Genomic DNA, 19512 nt, shown 5'->3' with positions numbered 1-19512 from the left:
TGCGTGATTTTACGCAAACGATTTCGTTGCTACAATCTTAGGTAATTATGTATAACTTATACTATACTTGTCTAAGAAGCCTATAGAATTAGACCGAATTTTCAACCTTAACTAACCTAGAAAAACTCGATTAATTATATAAGTAGCTTTAACCTGATTAAAAGATTATAGCAAAATATTTTTTAAAATAAACGGCTAAAAACTAATAAATCAAGAAACTAAACCGAAAAAACAATTGACATAAACATAAACTAGTTCATATTAATAGCAAAAAACAAGTCTTTTAGAAGTAATTTATAGAATCAACCTAAACCCTTTTAATTATTTGCCCATACCTCCACTTCTAAAGCTTTCATCAAATAAATGTATTAATTAACATTAACTAATTTAAAAGTGAATTATGAATAAACCACAAGAAAGAGAGCCTACTGGATAAAGAACAAACCTAATGTTACTGGGGCAACAACCTAGCCACTAGTAAGAACTACAATTTATTAACAATACATAAACTGGAAAAAATGGTAAAAACTTCCATAAGTCTTTCTATTGCCTTGTTTTTAACAGTTGGAGGTCTCAGTCATACCCATGCTGCAGACAAACCAATTTTTCGGAGTTCAAATAGCTCTTATAGGTCCACCTCGGTGAATTCAGCTATTGATACTTCCAAATACAACGCAAAAACAGACACCATAGGCCAGATGATGAAGGCCTTACAAAAGTTCAAAACAGCTAAAGACAGCATTAACATTCGGGAGGCGATCGCTGTTCCGAATTTGTCATTACAACAGATTGTCAAAGGACATTTAGCTGGACTTTATGTTCAAGAACCGAACGGAGAACCGGGGACTGAACAAAGCATGATTATTCAAGGCCCATCGGGCATCTTGTTCTCGAAAAAAGACATCTACGCATTACAACCTGCAGTATACCTAAATGGTGTTCCTCTAGTACAGGACAATCCTTTTGCATTTGATGTTCAGAAGTATGATTACAACCGAGTTGGTCCTGCCAACAACTTATTGGCTCAAGTCAACATCAGTAACATTCAATCTATTGTAGTCGTTAAAGATCCATTCGAATTGGCGAAATTGGGTCCAAATGCTGCGAATGGAGCAGTTTACATCACAACAAAAAATGCCAAAGCAGGCGTTCGTGATATTAGCTTGAATAGCTACTTCGGCTATGTGACAGCACCAAAAGTATATACTGTGAATGGTGAACATGAAAATAATTTTAGAAGACCATTCTATCAACAGTACGCCAGCAAGGAACAATATGATGACTACTCCTTGTATTTACGTGATTCAACAAATCTAGCCTATTTCGGTCCTTCTAATTGGAACGATTTGTATTATAAAAATACGCCTACCTTTTCGGCGGATTTAGGTATTACCGGAGGAAATGACCGTGCTAACTTCCGCTTTTTTGGTTCAGGAACTAAAAACGCTGGAAATGCCGATGATACGAACATTGATCGATACAATGTATTTTTCGGAATCAATATGGCACCATTTTCCTGGTTAACCGTATCAAGTAATGTCAATGCAGTTCGCTTGGATAGGACCCGTAATAAATCCTTGCGTGATAGATTTGCAGAAACACGTTATATCCCAGATTTATCCACTCCGCTCTCCCCTAACAAAGACAATTTTGGAGTATACTTAGATGAGAGTAAGAAAAATGTCGATAATAACCGTACGACTACCCTAAATGGTAATGTGACTTTACGTTCCAAGCTTGACAAACTCACACTAGCAACAAGCTTAATTTTCGACTATAATGAGGGAGTTCGTGATTACTTTACTCCTTCAACCTTAATGGATGGCGTAAGTTATATCTCCACTTATTTCGGGTATAATCAACGTTTAATTTTCCAGAATACCATAGGATATGATTTTGAATTTAATGAAGATCATAGCTTGGATTTGGAAGCAGGACATGTATACCAAGGAGACACATACAAGTATAATTATGCTCGTGCTTATAATGGGCCAAATGATTATGTAAAATTGGTATTCGTGAATCCGGGAGCACCTGGAGACGGTTACTTAAATGCCTTAAATGCAGGTAACTTCTATGTATTCCGTTATATTGATAAAGAGGTTAACAACCTACTTTCTTTCTATGGTTCAGCGAGATACAAATACAAGGATTTATTTAGCATCAATGCTTTAATTCGTCGTGATGGGAGCTCAAATGGTCAGCCTGATAGCCGTTGGTTAACTACCCCAGCAGTAAGTGCGACCTATAACCTAAAAGAGCAATTCTTAAAGGACAACAATTTCTTTAACCAATTAAGCTTAAATGCTGGTTGGGGTCGCAATATCCGAATTTTCTTGGATGACCGCTTTGCTGCTGGTCCACAATACCGTACAGAAAGTGGTTGGTATGAAGAACCAACTATACCAGGATATGGTGGTTTAGTAGGGATCAACAGACCTTATAACAGTGGATTTATTGGTTATGGAATTAAACTTCCATATGCTGACAGGACTAATATCAGCTTAGATGGAACATTTTTCAACAACCGAATGAATGCTGCTATTTCTGTATACAATAGAAATGACAAAAATCAGTTGGTTGGGGTGCCAGTTCCATTGGAGTCGGGCTATAGCTTGAACTACAAAACAGGAATGGAAGTCAATAATAAAGGATTAGAATTCTTACTGAATGGACAAATTTTACAAAACCAAGATAAGTTAAGATGGAACTCTTCCATCAATTTAAACTACAACAAAAACGAAGTTACAGCCTTACCTGATGGTTTAACCGAGCTCATCAATGGCGATAACAAGTTAGAAGTTGGTAAGCCTATTACGAGTTATTGGATCTATAAGAACCAGGGTATTTACAATAGCGATTCGGAAGTTCCAAATGGACATACTTTCAACGGAATCCCAATGTTTGCTGGTGACCCTAGGTGGCAAGATCTAAATAGCGACAATCGAGTAGATAATAATGACAAAGTCTTAGAGGGAAATCGTATTCCTACTTTAATTGGAGGCTGGAGCAATACATTCTCTTACAAAAACTTTGATTTAAACTTCCATTTCTTCTTTGCGACTGGACATAAGATCTTAAATCAATATCAATCGACTAAGTATGATTTCATCAACCGTGAATCTGGAAATGATATCACAGCTGTAAAAGAAGTTTCCTCATGGCAAACTTCAGATAAGGAATTAAGCTACCCGATTTATAATCCTTGGAGTGATGTTAGCCCGTACCGCTTAGATCAAGATTTATTCTTGGAAGATGCGTCGTACTTAAAGCTTCGTTCCATCACTTTAGGATATGATTTCAAAAATATGCCATTCCTAAAGAATTCAGCAGGAAACTTCAGACGAGTTTATCTATATGCTACAGCCCAAAACGTATGGACCCTATCGAAGTTCTCAGGTGTAGATCCTGAATTGAGCAATTTCAACGGTGTATATGATGGCGCGAATTTGACTATTCCAAGAACATTTGTATTGGGATTGAAACTGGATTTATAAGAATAAACAAGTACTATCATGAATTTATCGATTAAAAACAATTTATATATCCGTAGAGTATTTGCTGGTGTCGGCATGGGCCTATTGCTATTAAGCGCAGGGTCATGTAGTAAGATTGACGATGCGCCTTCTACCCGATTAGCTACTGAAGAGACGAACTGGAAGACTTTGGAAGATGGCAAAGCAAACTTGATGTCTATCTATGGCCTATTACGTTCAGCTACTGTTGCTGATAATGGCCACTGGCTAATGGGGGATTTACGTGAAGGTGATTTTACCATTACTACCCGTGCAGACCTTAAAGCTATTGTAAAAGGACAATTAAATGCTTCATACCCGGTAATTGACCGCATCACGAATTGGCGTCGCTTTTATGCAGCCATCAATGCTGCAAGTCTATTCATCGAACGTTCAGGTGAGATTCTAGAACTTGACCGCCGATACACCAAATTAAACCATGACGTAGATGTGGCTCAAGCAAGAATGCTACGTGCATTTGCCTACTTCTACATGGTAAGGATCTGGGGCGATGTGCCATTGATTACATCATCACATGATGGCGATTTCATCAAGACAGAACGCACCTCGCAAGAACGTGTATTAGGATTTGCGACTTCCGAGTTATTAGCAGCGGCTAAGGTTGTTCCCTTCCGTTACGGAGGTACAGACCCTATCTATCCTGGTCAGTATTATGGTGGTGGTTGGGCTAGCTGGAATGGAAACATCTATACCCGTTTATCCGCGTATATTCTATTAGCTCATATTGCCGCTTGGCAAGGAAACTATATTGATGCTGCTACCTATTCAAAATTTGTATTGGATAATCAATCCACTCAATATTATGTAGATGGTGCGAATCCATTGGATTACATCAATATGGATGCGCTTACAGAAAACCAAAATAACATGAGTCCATTTGCTTATAAGCGTGCGACAGTTATGGTGGGTTTTCCATTTGAAGCAGGTAATGGACTTTCAACTGCCAATGGTCACATTGAGCAACTTATCCTAGCCTCTCCTTTTATCCCTAAGTCGAAGCCAGAGATGTTTGTCAACAAAGACAGTATTATTAACATCTTCACTAATCCTAAGGATTTACGCTTTAGTAAAGATCCGGTATCTGGTTTTTATAGAACAAATTACTTCTATGGTTTTGAGACCGAGATGCCAATCTTCAATAAAATCAAGGTGTTATACCCTTCAAATACATCAGGAAATGTAACCCTATTCTCCTCTTCCTTAGTATTCAGCCGTATGGAGGAAATCACTTTGTTAAGAGCTGAGGCTTTGGCTGCATTAGGAGATATTTCAGGGGCATATGATGCCTTGAATAAGGCATGTAACTTAAGAGGTATCGTCTATTCAACAGAAAACTCTCCAGATGTTTTAAAAGCAATTTTTGAAGAACGTAGGAAAGAACTAATGGGTGAAGGTTGGAGATGGTATGACATTATCCGTTACCAACGTTTGAAAAAATCCAATAAGGTATTTGCAACTAAAAATGGAAAAGACATGACCTTCCAAGAGTTTGAATCTGCCGGAGGTATCTACTGGCCAGTTTCAAAGGATGTGATCAATGCCAATTCCTTAATCACGCAGAACCCTTATTGGCAATAATAAAACCTAAAAATGATGAGTATGAAATACCTAAATATAAGAAATACGTTGGCCTTTATGCTGGGTATGGTTGCATTATGGTTTTCCTCTTGTTCCAAGAGCGATTCTCCATATTACGATTATGAAAACCAGGTGCAATCCTTCAATGGAACTGCATTAGCTTACTTAAAGGCTCAACCTACAGGAACTTTTGATTCTTTGCTTTTGGTCTTAAACCGTTTTCCAGATTTGGAAGACTCTTTAACCAATCAACAGATTACCTTATTTGCCCCAGTGAATGAAAACTTTGAAGCTGCTCTAAAGTATTTGAATTTATCACTTAAAGCTGAAGGTGAAACACCTTTGACGCTAAGTACAGTAGATGCTGATCAGCTAGATACCTTAATCTGTCGATATATCATCCGTGGTGTAAAAACTACTAATGATTACATCCAAGAGTTAGACGGATTGCCACTAATGTCTATCAAGTTTAATTATCCAATGCATGCCCGTTATGTCAAATTAAGTGCATCAGGCTTTGTACAAGGAGGAGCAAGTTCATTGGACTTTAGTAATCCTTTTGGATCTGACTTGGTAAAAGATTGGATCACCAGCAGAGCTACAACAGTTAATATCAAAACCAACAATGCAACCATCAATATCCTATCGCCTACGCACAATTTTGGATTTGATGAATTTACGGATCGTATGAAATTAATTGAAGATGAAGATAACTTATAATAACCTTATGAAGATTGGTGCATGCTTAGGTATAGCCCTCTTGGCATTTTCATCTTGTAGAAAGAACTTGCCGGAAGAGCGATTATCAATCGCCAATGACTCTAAATATACGCAGACGATATTTAAACCTGTACTGGGAAGAAATACCTTATTTAATAATATTTTTCAATATGGTAACTCCAGTAAGCCATTGGACTTCAAGATCGTTAATATGCGAACTTTCGATGGAAGCCCAGCACCTGAGTTGACAGAAACTTATCCTGTTACGGTGTGGAAGGGAATCTATAACGGAACAGAAAAATCCATTGAGGAAATTGAAGCAAAACGTACCATAGAGAATCATCCATTATTTGAGATTAGACCTCATTCTGGTGATTTTATCATGTGGGCAGCAGCAAATTCCAATATGATCAAAGCACAACCTGATTCAGGTTATGTGTTTGATGTGGAAATGTCGAACTCAGGAGGTCGTCGTTACTTCCAGAATTTACGTGTTATGCCATTGCGCGAACGTCCTTATGAACCGTCAAATTTAGACCCGATTACAGGTCAAGGAACATCTATCTCGGTAAACCCAACGAGTATTTTTATGATGGGCGAACGTGGTCAACCGCTTAATACTAGAGATGATGTACAAGTGCTTTTCAAGAAAACAGGAAAAGGAAATAGTTTGACCTTCAAGTTTATTGACTCCTTGTCAAATCCTATTGACCCGAACTTATTCGATGAAACAGATTGGGCAAACTTAGTCCATGGCTTTAACATGAAGAAGGATGATAAAATGGTTCGTTATGATGTGGCGTATCCTATTCCATTGAGTAGTTACCCAACTCGCTACACAATTCCATCTGGAGATCAGGCTCAAGTAGTTTTCCGATTCAGTAGAATGGCTTTCGGAAATGTCTTCCAGAAGAACTTCATGACCTTCAATTTCAAGATTTTCGAGAAAGCAGATTGGGAATTGACATTTTGGTTTAAAAGGGACAAACCGAAGTTTGACAACGATTAGTTTCCTATCCATTCACATTTAAGACTATTTCAATGAAATATATCAAATACATCATAGTTTTACTGCTTTTCCATGTGCATGATGTGGCTCTCGCTCAACAACGCATAACGGTAAAAGGAACAGTATACGATAGTTCTACCTCCAGAAGGGAAGCAGTAGCTGGTGCTACCATCCTCAGCAATGGCTCTTCTGTGGGAAGTACAGATAAAGATGGTAAGTTCAGCATCAATGTACCCAATAATGCCACGCTGACCTTCCGTTTTGTAGGTTTTGAACCGAAATCTGTAAAGGTAGAAAACCGTACTAATATCTTGGTTGGCTTAAGCCCTTCCAGCAATACCATTGAGGAAATCACGGTAACATCGGGTTACCAAACAAAAAGTAGAACCTTAAATACTGGTGCTGCAGTTACCATTTCTGGTAAAGACATTCAAGGTCAACCAGCTGGTGATGTGATCAGCTTACTACAAGGTAAAGTTGCAGGTTTGAATATACAGAACAATACAGGTGCTCCGGGTTTCCGTGGTTCTGTAACCATCCGTGGTATCTCTAGCTTAAACGTTACTGGCGAAGGTAACTCTGCATTCTTGACACCTACTTCACCCTTATATGTAATTGATGGGGTTCCAGTAGATGATAATGCTGACTTCTCTTATGGTTTCCAACAAGCAGGTCCTGGTGTATCACCAGCATCACAAATTCCACCTGAGGATATCGAGGATATTACCGTATTGAAAGATGCTGCAGCTACTTCCATGTATGGATCTAGAGGTGCATACGGTGTAATTCTAATCACCACAAAACGTGGTAAATCCAGAGTACCAGTAGTTCGCTATAATGGGTCTGCATTTATGTCTGCAGTTCCTCAATTGCGTTCCGTAATTGGTGGTAAAGAAGAACGTATGCTGCGTATTCGTCAGATCTTGATGAACGATACATCGTATAACCATGGATTGGATTTAGTGAACTCTACGCCTTTCCTATCCGATAGTTTGAATGCTTATTATAACAATTCTACCGATTGGCAGTCTTACTTCTATCGCCCGACCTACAACCAAAACCACAACTTAAATGTATCTGGTGGTGATGTTAAATTCAACTATAAGGTTGCATTAGGTTTATACGATGAAAAAGGTATTCAAGAAAACACAGGTTATGCCCGCTATAACTTGAATATGAACATGATTTATAATCCTGTTACGAAGTTTAAATTAGAAGCCTTACTGAACAACTCCATACAGCGACAGCGAATGGGAAGTGGAAATGGATTATTGAATCAAGGGGTAGCATCAGGGGGAGCTTCTTCCTCATTATTACCTCCACCATCCTTATATTCTTCTGTAAACTCTGTTTTAGGAGCACTTAAAACCGATGATGACAATAAGGTATTGGTGACTTCTGCTACCATGAATATTTCTTATGATTTCTTTAAGAACTTTAAGGCAGCATCTTATTTGAACTATAATGGCCAATCGGGAACTAAAGATAACTTCTCCCCTGCTGCATTAAATTCAAATCAAGCTAAGTATTATACTTATAATGATCGAGCAACAACACTTTATAACCGTAATCAATTATCGTATGTATTCGGGTTTAAGGATAATTCAAAAGATGAAGAAGATGCGCATAGCTTCTCTTTATTCGCATTCTCTGAATTAAGAGCATCTTTCTTTAAATCAGATGCTATGCTGAATGACCGTGTTGTAAATGATCAATTGCGTGGTCCATTCACCAACATGACTAACTACTTAAGTTCAAAAGGTGGTACTATTGGTTACACTGACTTAAGAACAGTTGCTTTTGCAGGTCAATTCTCTTACAACTACAAGCAGCGTTATGTATTGGATTTGAATTACCGTATCGACGGTCTTTCAACCAACGGTCCTAATGCAGGTTATAAGAAAAACCCTTCCATTGCGCTTAAATGGAACTTTGATAAAGAGAAATTCATGGATAACCTGACTTGGTTAGACTATGGTGATTTACGCTTTAGTTATGGTTCCAACATTTCTCCAAATGGTAATATCTACCAAGCGTATGGTAAATATGTTGGTGGTAACAGATACAATAACAACAACACTGTTATTTCTGATTTAGGAACTTTACCTAACTTAAGTTTAGAGCCATCAAAAGCGACAACTTATAACTTCGGTATTGACTTTTCGATCTTTAATAACCGTTTCAACATCATGATGGACAGTTATTACAAGCAGAATGACCACATCTTTAAGAAGAAACAAATTTCTGAGGCGAATGCCTTCCGTGAAATTGCTTCTACCGAGATTAGTAACGTCAATTATGGTTGGGAATTCCAAGCTACTGCGAGACCTTTAAGTCCTACTAGTCCGGTGAAATGGTCTCTTTCAGGAAGTTTCGCTATTAACAGAGAAGTGTTGGCAAAATTACCTGATGGATTAAGAGAACAAATCTATGTTGACCCAGGATTAGGACAGGATATCTATTACCGCTTAGGTCTTAACTCTCTATCGAACTTCTTGTTCAATACCAAAGGGGTTTATGCAAATAATGCAGATGTTCCAGTTGACCCAGTAACGGGACTTCCATATCGCGTAGGATCAAATGGTCTTTTGAATTACTTCAAAGCAGGTGACCCAATTTTCACGGATTTAGATGGTAACTACATCTTGGATAACAATGACCGTGTTATTGCAGGTAACTCACAACCAGCTATTACTGGTGGTTTGATGAACTTGGTTCAATTCAAAAACTGGAGTTTAGAGGTTAACACGTCTTTTACTTTGAAGCGTGATATTCTAAACAACAACTTGGCTTCTCAGTTTGCAATGTTTGGAAATCCTACAGGAATGGGTGGTTTAGTGCCAATTTCGGAATACAGCTACTGGCAAACAGATGGAGATGTGGCAACCTATCCTAACCCATTTGACTTTGTGCGTAATGCCTTATTAAATCCATTCCGTATTAACCAGACCTTATTCCAAGAGGACGGATCTTATTTCAAATTAAACTCGGTGAAGGTGTATTACAACTTTAACCAAGACATGACAAGAAGATACGGTATGAACAGAATCAGTGTCAACTTTACAGCTGCAAATTTAGGATACATCTCTCGTTATTCAGGTCCTAACCCGGAGAACGTATCAGCATTAGGTAGAGATTTCTCAGGTGGATATCCATTGCCTAAGCAGTTTACATTAGGTTTAAATGTTGAATTCTAACAATTAGTATGATGAAGATGAAAAAATTAACAAAGCTCATTCTCTTAGGGTCCTTGATGTTTGGATTCACAGCATGTGATAACTTCCTTAATGTGACGCCAATCGATGCCCTATCAGGAAATAATTTTTGGAAGACCAAAAAAGACGCAGAAAGCTATATGGGTGGAATCTATACCAGACTACGTTCAAAGGTTGGTAATAGCATATTAATCCCTGCATTGGACATGCGAGCTAACTTTGTAAAAGTAGTTGGAACAATTGACAACAGTGGAAATGGTCCTGTAAATAATGTAATCAACAATAACTTAAAACCAGTATTCAGTGGAGGTTCAACCTATGACAACCGCTTTAAGGATGTCATGAACTGGAAAGGTTGGTATGATGTTATTGCTGCTAGTAATATCTTAATTTTTGAAATCGATAAAATTCCATCTTCGGAATTATCGGATAAAGATAGAAGACAATATAAAGCAGAGGCTACTTTCACCAGAAACCTGAGCTATATGTTCTTGATCAAGATTTTTGGCGATGCTGTGTATTACACCGATGCTTATCACAGTGAGGCATTACCAAGAATGAATCAGGTTGAAGTTGCTAAACTATGTATTGAGGATGTGAAATCGGTTATAAACGATTTACCGGTTAAATATTCTGATAATGCTTCTACAGGCTTTAGGCCAACTAAAGGTGCTGCCATAGCCTTATTAATGCACCTTAATATGTGGGCAGCTGCTTGGGATGAAACGGATAAGAATCAGTATTATCAAGCAGTAGTAGATTTAGGTCAAGAACTTGCTACTTATACCGATTATCAGTTATTGCCTCTAACCATTGAGAATACCAAGAAAATCTTTAAAGGTAAAACATCAGAGAACTTATTTGGTGTGTTGCAGGAGTATAACTATGGAGAGACCTTTGCAGCATTTGCAAACCCTTCATTTTTCTTCTCTCACTACCCATATCGTGGCCAAACTTCTAAGACCACGAGTTTTATGGCTTATGAAAAGGAGTACATTGAGAAGTTATTTCCTGTAGCAACTCCAGATGAACGTAGAGCTATATGGTTTGAAAACATGAGCTCAGACAACAACACCTTCCAATTGAAGAAATTCATTAATATTTATTCAACAGGTACAGGTGCTAACCTAACAGTTAATAATGATGATTCAGCTATCATTTTCCGCTTGCCTGATGCCTTATTACTAGTGGCAGAAGCACATGCAGAATTAGGAAATGAAGATGAAGCAAGAAGCTATGTTAACCAGGTTAGAAATGCCGCAGGTGCACCAGCATTTACCTCCAGTGGTCAAGGTCTAAAGGATGATATCTACAAAGAGCGTTCGAGAGAGCTAATTGGTGAAGGTCATTTCTTCTTTGACTTAGTAAGAACCAAGCGTGCCGTTAGTACAGAGTTCTCCAATGCTATTATTCCAGTAGGAAACTTCAATAGTGGAGCATGGACATGGCCATTAATTATTTCCTCTCAGGAGGCAAGTGCGAATCCAAGTTTAATCGGTAATACTTTTTGGAACTAAACTTATGAAAAAACAGCATTTTAATATAGGAATATTGGCAGTAGTCTTGATAATCTGTTTTACAGGTTGTAAGAAGTATTACTTTGACTCCGGAATACATGATCCTAAATTTGATGGTAATACCATTCAATATATGGAGCAGAAGAAGCCATTCTTCGATAGTACCTTAATGGTTCTTGAATTGGCGGGTATGAAACAGGTCGTTCAAAATGAAGAAGTAACCTTTTTTGCTCCTCCAAGTGGATGTATTACCCGTGCGGTATTGGGATTGAATAAATATCTACAATTCAATGGTAAGGACACGGTGAAGCAATTGGATCAAATTAAACCTGAAGTATGGAAAAACTTGATCTCCAATTATATTTTCAAGGGTAAAAACCTATTGAAGGACTATCCACAACGCGACACGATCTCTTATGTAGCTTATCCGGGGCAGAACTACACCAGTTATGCGGGTCGCATTATGAATATTGGTGTCATCTTCAATGATGCAGGAGGCGTTCAATATGCAGGTTACAGACAATTGTTTTTAGCCTATATACCAGACTTGTCGAATCCACAGATAGCATTGCGCAATATCCCTGTGGCTACATCCGATATTCAGACGAACAATGGGGTTATGCATGTGCTAAACAGAAAGAAACATACCTTCGGATTCTTTGTAGATTCCTTTATCGATCAAGCGATCTCCGCAGGTATCACTCCCCTAACCCCTTAAGAAAACAGGTATTAACATAAATATTATGATTCCATGTTAACATTAAAGAACTATAAATTAAACCTCTTTTCCGCTGCTATTCTTCTGTTTAGCTGTACCTTCTTTGCATGTACGCGAAAAACAGAACTTGCAGAAGATCCCTATGCTGGTGGTAAACAGGTTCTCGACATCAACTTTGTGACGAAGTCCACAGAGCTTGGTACCATAAATGCCGGATCTCAAGTATCCTTAAAAGTCAAAGGCTTAATGAAATACAAGGACAACTTCAAATTATTTGTCAATGAAATTGAAGCCGAAGTATTGAATTTTACAGATAGCACAATTGCCTTCCAAGTTCCACTTACTGCAAGTACAGGAAGTGTTTGGATCACTGCAATGGATCAAACGTTCTTTGGCCCTATCCTAACAGTAGGTGGAAAAGTATCGGTGGACCGTTCATTTAAAGTAGTGAATGGTGCTGGCCGCTTGAATGGTGGTGGAGCATCCACTGTATTTGACATTGAACAATTACCTTCAGGACGCTTTTGGGTAACTGGTGCCTTCAATAACTTTGAATTAAAAGGCACAGAGGCAAAACCTAATGCTGGTATTGCTCAGACAGATCCCGATGGTGCTTATATTACCAACAATATTGACTTTGGTAAGGGTGTCGTGGGTGGTGCTGGTATCATTTACTCCATCAGCAGAATCACTACTGGACCTTATAACGGTAAATTTATTATTGGAGGTAGCTTCACAGCTTTCAATAGTTCAAAACCAAATAAGCAAATCATCAATAATGTAACTCGTTTAAATGTCGATGGTAAGTTAGACACTATGAAAACTTCTGACCGTGATATCGCTGGTAATTCATTGGTTCCTATTGTGAACCCTAAACCAGAGGAAACATGGAAGAATAATGATACTGTTCCTGCCTTCAATGCAGGAGTTGATGGTGTTGTCCGAAAGGTTTTTACTTTTGGTGAGAAGGTTTATATTTTAGGAAACTTCCAAAACTTCAAGCGTATCTATTATCCTAACTCTACTTATGACGATAAGGTATATGACTATACCCGTATGCGTCAAATGGTTCGCGTCAATGCAGATGGCTCTTTAGACTCTACATTTCATTACCTGAAAAACATAAACCAAAGTGGTGTAGCCGGAGATGGAGCTATTATTGATGCAACCATGCAAGCCGATGGTAAACTTATTTTGGTGGGTAACTTCCAAAACTACAATGGTGTATCTGCAAAACGTATAGTACGTCTTAACTTGGATGGATCAGTAGATCAATCTTTCCAGACAGGAACAGGTGCTGATGGAGACATCTCCTCTATCCGTTTTAATAGTACCACTAACAAATTTGTCGTTACTGGTAATTTCACGAAGTTCAATGGTAAAAGTGTATCTGGCGTTTGTTTACTGAATGCCAACGGTTCAGTCGTGGACTCCTTCAACACACAAGCCATTACAGGTGGAGGAGTTACTTGGGCTGGACAATTGAATAATGGTAAAATCATTGTCTCGGGTACTTTCAATAAATATGGCGATTACCTACGCCAAGGATTTATGATCCTTGAAGCTGATGGAAAATTAAAACCAGAATATAACAATACTGGTGGTTTCCAAGGTAGAATTTACGATATGGTTGAGACCGCTGTGGCCAATGGGACTAAGGTTATCCTTGTTGGGGATATCGTACGTTTCAACGGTACATTACCTAAAAACCTGATGCGAATTACCATTGCCAACTAATTACATCTTAAGATACTAGATATGAAAAAAAGAAGAAATTTACTTCAAGGGATCAAGTTGTTTAGTGCATTAACGGTAGCTATTACAACTTGGAGCTTATCAAGCTGTAATAAAGAATTTGCTAATGAGCTCCCTGAGCCCACTGAAAATGACACAACAAACGTCAATGACGGTTCTAAGCGTGTCTTATATATCATTATGGATGGTGTTAAAGGATCTGTTGTTGAAGAGATTGCTCCCAACAACTTATCCTTAATAACCGAAAATTCTATTTACAGCTATGATGGTCTTGCTGATAATCACCGAAATGCATTAACCTATGCAGGTGCATGGACTTCCATGATGACTGGATTAGATTATACTGTTTCAGGTGTTACGACAGAAGATTTTGCGGGCTTCAATAACAATACTAGTCCTTCAATTTTCACGCGCTTAAAGAGTGAAAAAAGAAACTTGGAAACTGTTTCCATCAGTACATCAGCTAGCTTCAATGATCATTTAGCTATTGATGCCACGACCAAGAAAACACTTGCTAATGATGAGGAGGTAAAAACAGCAGCTGTTGAACAAGTTTCCAATGGCAATGCATCGGTAGTATTGGCTCAATTCCATTCTGCTGAAATTGCTGCAAATAATGATTATAGCCGTAACAACGATGCTTATGTAGATGCTATCAATAAATTAGACACGTACATTGGGGAACTTCTGACCGCATTAAATAATCGTAAAACTTTCCATAAAGAAAACTGGTTAGTGGTGGTAGCCTCAAGTAAAGCTGGTGGCCCATCAGGCGGTCCTAACGGTTCCAATATCTTTGCAGATGGTTCAAGAAACACCTATTTGGCATTTTATAACCCCAAATTTATTCCAGTGGTTTATGAGAAACCAAATGTAAATGCATTACCATATTCCGGTACTACAGCAAAATATGTAGGTGCAGGATCAAATGCAACACAATCAGATCCTAATGTTGGAAACTTTGGTGCTGACAAGGATGCTACCATTCGTTTCAACATCCGTTGGGATTATGGCTCTACCTTCTACCCTAGCTTTTTAACTAAAAGAGCATCTTTTAGTCCAGGTGTAGTTGGATGGACTTTCTTCATGGAATATGGGGGGACAGTTGGATTGAACTTCAGTCAGTCTGGACAAGGAAATACACAACGCGTGCATACCAAATATATTGCAGATAATAATTGGCATACCATTGCTGCCCGTTTCTATAAAGAAGGAAGCACAAGATATGTTGCAATATATGTTGATGGTGTGCCTGCGCCAGGAGGTCCTTTAAACATTACAGGATTAGGAAATATCAATACCACTAGTCCATTGCGCCTAGGCTCTATTGGCGATGGAAATGTTAACTGTATGATTGCTGATTTAGCGATCTACGATATGGCGATTCCTGAAGCAGATTTATTATCTAAAATAAAAATCACACCTATCACCTCAGAGGTTGACCCATACTACAACAGACTTGTTGGCTATTGGCCAGGTATGGAAGGTTCAGGAAAAACCCTTTCAGATGTTACAGGAAAATCTGCTCCATTTAATTTAATGGGAGCTATCAACTGGGCATCTTTCAGTGACATTTCACCGAACATTTCTCCTGCTATCTCTCCATCTGCATTTCGTGCAGTACCAAACAATGTTGATATCCCAACCATGATTTACTCATGGATGAATATCGCCATTCCACAGAATTGGGGATTAATGGGTAAATTTTATATTCCATCGATTACATTACCTAAAGATTAACCGACCATGAAAAAGAAAAATTATCTCTATAGCTTATTACTAATTACCTCGCTACTGGGTGTTTCCTCATGCGATAAATACGGTTATTTTGTTCCAGATGGTTATCCAGAATATGATGGTAATACGCCTGGCGGGGTCATAGACACCAATATGAAGCAAATTGACAAGTCCATGTATGCTAAAGCTCGTGTATTCCCTGGTTTAGTTGATCAATCTGAACCTCGTGTACAGAATGCTAAGTTTACCTTAGACTTGAATTTCACCAAACAGACCACACAAAACCTGAAAATTAATGTGGCTCCAGAGCCGCAATTTAGTACTGGTTATTACGCTGCACCGGGTGAATTAATTAAGATTGAAGTCCCTGAAGGTATTGAAGGATTAACCGTTCAGATCGGTGGACATACGGATAACTTAGGCGGAAAATACCCTCTATTGCGTGATCCAGTAATCTACATGCGTCAGCGTCTTTATGCCGGTGCAAACTATGTCAGAAACCTATATGGTGGTACCATCTATATTCGTGCAGATAGAGCATATGCAAACCCTGTAGAATTTACCATTACCAATGCCGTAGTATCCCCTGACTTTGTATTAGGTCAAAGTACAGATGCGGATTGGGTGGCTAAAGTAAAAGCATCAAAAGTTCCTTGGTTAGAATTACGAACAAAACGTGTGGTATTCCTTATCCCACGTGATCGTGTAATTAAAACGTTCAGTTCACAAGAACCTTTTACCAATCCAACTGCGGTCTTGACAAAATGGAATGATGTTTTTGATCATGACTTCAACGGATGGATGGGTCTATCTGATGATGCTGCAGACGAGAGAGATCGCAGTCCTCAAGGTGCTTGGCGTGGTGTATTGGATATTCAATTATCAGCAGGATATGGCCACAATGGTTTCCCATTTGTTGGTTTAAATGATGCAGAATGGTTTGGAGCTATGACAAGTTTGAATTCCATTACTTCTAGTAGAGGCATGTGGGGATCTTACCATGAGTTTGGACACAACTGTCAACAACCAAGTGTGTGGTCATGGAGTACTTTAGGCGAAACAACCAATAACCTTTTCAACTTCAAAGTAGCTAATCGTATTGGTGCAGATTACAAAGTAATGCACCCGGCGGTAACCAGCGGATTTCCACAAGCAATAGCTTATGCAAGTACAGTTGGTGGATCTAAAAACTTTGATGCCGATGCGGCTATGAATGACCCATTCAAACGAATGACTCCATTTGTACAGATCTTTGAAAAATTCGGATACGGTGCCATGACGCACTTATATACGGAAGCAAGACATGCACCTCGTGGAAATCCGAATGATATTACGAAGCATAATTGGGTCTATGAAAAGCTTTCTGACTATGCAAAAGTAGATTTATCACCATTCTTTGATGCTTGGGGAATCAGCTATAGTGATATCGTGGCTCAACGTGTAGCATCAAAATATCCGCTGTTGAAAAAAGCAATTTGGGAATATAACCCATTGACTAAAACTGGTGGAAATAATGATATCGTTTATAAAACCTCGGTAACCTATGTGAGCTGTCCAGCTCAGGAAGGTTCTGTCGCTAACTTAGTAGATGGAGATCCAAACACTTACTACCACTCCAAGTATAGTAATATCGGACCTACAGAGTCATATCCCTTCTCCTTTGTCTTGAATGCAGGTGCTAATATGCCAATCAAAGGGATATATTTTAATGCTCGCCCTGGAGGTAACAGACAAGGTGACGGTAAGGAGTTCGAGGTTTATTACAGTCGGAACAACATAGATTTCACCATGGTTGGAGCTGGTGTATTACCAAACAACAATAGTCGATTTGAATATATCTTCCCGAATGGTAATATCAATGCAAAATACTTCAAAATCATCGTGAAAAATGGTTATACCAACAACGCATATGTGGTATTTGGAGAAATGAATTTAATAAAACCATAAAAACTTGCATGAAGAGCTGTTGATTAATTTCATCGATCAGCAGCTCTATTTAAACAGCTATTCAAATGAAAATATATAATAAAATTCTAACCAGTATTTGTCTACTTTCCGCAATTGTAATTGCAAGCTGTACTAAGTATGACAATCCTCCTCCCGTGTTTGAGGAACTGAAAGATATGACAAAGGCTCAACGTAAGGTACTTTTGATCAGTATAGATGGGCTAAGCGGTCCAATGCTCGAAAAAATAGCACCCCCTCAGATTTCTGCCCTAAAGAAAAACTCCAAATATGCCTTCAATACCATTAGGACAGAAACTCCAGCAGCGGGTTGGGCATCTATATTAACGGGAACTGCCTTGGCAAAGCATCAAATTGTCAATAATGACTTTGAAAGAGATCAAAACGACGATAACCATGAACATGGAGATGTAACTTCCTACCGTAATGTATTGGACTATGTCACACAATACAAAACGGTAAAAACTGCTATGGTCTCGCCTTGGGATGAACTACGCAATTATGTTAAAGTGGCCGATTTTGCACCCGTTGTCAATACAGATCAAGCGGTTAAAGACAGTACAGTCGCACTAATTAAAAACAATAAAAATTTAGGAACCATCTATGTGAACCTAAGAGATGTTGTAAAAGCAGGCGATCAAGGCGGTTATTCAGAAGAGAACAGCAGTTTTAAAGCTGCAATATTAAAATCTGATGAATATGTTGGTGAAATCATCAATGCCATGAAAGCAAGGGAAAGCTATGCTAGTGAAGAGTGGCTAGTGATCTTGACTACGAATTTGGGTAAACATAATTCTGATATTGACGATGGATTTATTATGCTATATAATCCATTATTCAAAGAATTTAAATTAGAGAAGTCAGGTTTCAATCCAGTCCAATTCGACAATAAAACTGGACGAGCTACGCTACATGATCCAGATAAACGTTATGATGCAGGAGAAACGAAAAGTTTTACTGTACAAATGGATGTCAAATTCAACAACCCTGTTCCAAATGGTTATTCCAGTTTCTTTAGCAAGAGTACGAACTTAGGAGGTCAAAACATCACCGGATGGCAATGGAACTTCTACCCAAGTGCTGGTGAATGGGCGGCAACTGTCGGTGGTACGAGTAATGGTGGAAGTGGTAAACAACAGATCACTGCACCGAATAAACCGGGCACAGGTGTTTGGAGAAATCTAATTATGACAGTGGAATATGTGAATACCAGCACCAGAAACTTAAGTTTATACATGGATGGAGTACATCAGGTAACTGCAAACATCAGTTCGAGAAAGAGCTTAAGCAGTATAGAAGATCTTCGTATTGGACATCGCCCAGGGGATAATGATGTACCAACGAACTTTTCAGCAGCTAACTTAACGTACTATAATACGGCTTTATCGGCTGCAACAATCAAACAAAACTTTGGCCTTAAGGATATCAGTAAACACCCTAATTTTGCCAATATCATCGGTTATTGGCCAATGGATGAAGGTACTGGTAGTCAGTTCTTCACAGGTATCCCAGGAGCACCAAACTTATCCTTGTCAGGCAAATACAGCTGGCTAAATCTTGGAGAGAATTATCCTTCAGGAACTGTAAATCTTCCTGTAACATCCAATATTTCAATCCCTACTACAGTCAATGATATTGCTCCATTAACCCTTTATTGGATGCGAATTGATGTATTGAGTGATTTTGGTATGGACGGAAACTCCTACCTAAACAATTTTGAACTGGAATTCTTAAAAGATTAAGGGCTGTTTTATTAGTGGTT

The 19512-nt window shown here is 38.6% G+C and carries 11 protein-coding genes; all 11 read left to right on the top strand.

From position 1 onward, the window contains the following. The first annotated feature begins 518 nt into the window (after nucleotides 1-518). The 11 genes from ACP6L2_RS00760 to ACP6L2_RS00710 all read left to right on the top strand — a co-directional run bounded on the left by ACP6L2_RS00760 (nucleotide 519) and on the right by ACP6L2_RS00710 (nucleotide 19492). Nucleotides 519-3497 carry a SusC/RagA family TonB-linked outer membrane protein gene (locus ACP6L2_RS00760; protein ID WP_440507403.1) on the top strand — a complete coding sequence of 993 codons (2979 nt, stop codon included), beginning with the start codon at nucleotides 519-521 and terminating at the stop codon, nucleotides 3495-3497. 18 nt (nucleotides 3498-3515) lie between these two features. Continuing rightward, the gene (locus ACP6L2_RS00755) at nucleotides 3516-5114 is read left to right on the top strand and encodes a RagB/SusD family nutrient uptake outer membrane protein (protein ID WP_440507402.1); all 1599 of its coding nucleotides are present in this window, start codon (nucleotides 3516-3518) and stop codon (nucleotides 5112-5114) included. Between the two features lie 21 nt (nucleotides 5115-5135). Next, nucleotides 5136-5834, top strand: coding sequence for a hypothetical protein (locus ACP6L2_RS00750; RefSeq protein ID WP_440507401.1), 699 nt, complete (start codon nucleotides 5136-5138; stop codon nucleotides 5832-5834). 7 nt (nucleotides 5835-5841) lie between these two features. Further along, nucleotides 5842-6843, top strand: coding sequence for a DUF5007 domain-containing protein (locus ACP6L2_RS00745; protein ID WP_440507400.1), 1002 nt, complete (start codon nucleotides 5842-5844; stop codon nucleotides 6841-6843). Between the two features lie 32 nt (nucleotides 6844-6875). Next, nucleotides 6876-10040 (top strand): SusC/RagA family TonB-linked outer membrane protein, encoded by a 3165-nt coding sequence (locus ACP6L2_RS00740; protein ID WP_440507399.1) that lies wholly within the window; start codon nucleotides 6876-6878, stop codon nucleotides 10038-10040. 17 nt (nucleotides 10041-10057) lie between these two features. Further along, nucleotides 10058-11575, top strand: coding sequence for a RagB/SusD family nutrient uptake outer membrane protein (locus tag ACP6L2_RS00735; protein WP_440507398.1), 1518 nt, complete (start codon nucleotides 10058-10060; stop codon nucleotides 11573-11575). A 4-nt stretch (nucleotides 11576-11579) separates the two neighbouring features. Then, nucleotides 11580-12293, top strand: coding sequence for a fasciclin domain-containing protein (locus tag ACP6L2_RS00730; protein ID WP_440507397.1), 714 nt, complete (start codon nucleotides 11580-11582; stop codon nucleotides 12291-12293). Nucleotides 12294-12326: 33 nt separating this feature from the next. Beyond that, a complete protein-coding gene (locus tag ACP6L2_RS00725) occupies nucleotides 12327-14030 on the top strand; it encodes a DUF5008 domain-containing protein (RefSeq protein ID WP_440507396.1) in 1704 nt (567 codons plus the stop codon). 21 nt (nucleotides 14031-14051) lie between these two features. Beyond that, the gene (locus ACP6L2_RS00720; protein WP_440507395.1) at nucleotides 14052-15788 is read left to right on the top strand and encodes a LamG-like jellyroll fold domain-containing protein; all 1737 of its coding nucleotides are present in this window, start codon (nucleotides 14052-14054) and stop codon (nucleotides 15786-15788) included. 6 nt (nucleotides 15789-15794) lie between these two features. Next, nucleotides 15795-17732, top strand: a complete 1938-nt coding sequence (locus ACP6L2_RS00715; protein WP_440507394.1) for a M60 family metallopeptidase — start codon at nucleotides 15795-15797, stop codon at nucleotides 17730-17732. Between the two features lie 65 nt (nucleotides 17733-17797). Continuing rightward, nucleotides 17798-19492 carry a LamG-like jellyroll fold domain-containing protein gene (locus ACP6L2_RS00710; protein WP_440507393.1) on the top strand — a complete coding sequence of 565 codons (1695 nt, stop codon included), beginning with the start codon at nucleotides 17798-17800 and terminating at the stop codon, nucleotides 19490-19492. Nucleotides 19493-19512 lie beyond the last annotated feature (20 nt).

It is taken from the genome of Sphingobacterium lactis (assembly GCF_051951495.1).
GTDB classification, from domain to species: domain Bacteria; phylum Bacteroidota; class Bacteroidia; order Sphingobacteriales; family Sphingobacteriaceae; genus Sphingobacterium; species Sphingobacterium lactis_A.
Note: the sequence above shows the minus strand (reverse complement) of the source record. Positions and strands in the feature narration are given on the sequence as shown.